Origin of the sequence: Paraburkholderia sp. SIMBA_030, from assembly GCF_046535245.1 — a bacterium.
Classification (GTDB): domain Bacteria; phylum Pseudomonadota; class Gammaproteobacteria; order Burkholderiales; family Burkholderiaceae; genus Paraburkholderia.
The window spans coordinates 1-279 of sequence record NZ_JAWRXB010000321.1 but is presented as its reverse complement, the minus strand read 5'-3'; the positions used below and the strand labels follow the sequence as shown (position 1 = coordinate 279).

Genomic DNA, 279 nt, shown 5'->3' with positions numbered 1-279 from the left:
AAACCTCTCTTTTTCCAACCCCACCAAGCTGTTACTGTACTCGATCAAAGCCCAACGCCTCTGGATCGGATGCCGACTTGATACGTCCCCTCCTGCTGTCACTCAGCCTGGCCTTGAGCTTTCCCGCCGTCGCGATGGTGAGCGAAAGCCACGGATACGCGCAGTTCGGCATGCTCAAGTACCCAGCCACATTCACCCACTTCGACTGGGTCAACCCGCAAGCGCCCAAAGGCGGCACCTTGCGGGCCATGGCATTCGGTACCTTCGACACGCTCAACC

At 58.8% G+C, this 279-nt stretch carries 1 pseudogene; it reads left to right on the top strand.

What is annotated here, in order from left to right:
- Window positions 1–77: 77 nt before the first annotated feature.
- Window positions 78–279, top strand: a pseudogene (locus tag SB772_RS40175) (ABC transporter substrate-binding protein); the annotation flags it as partial.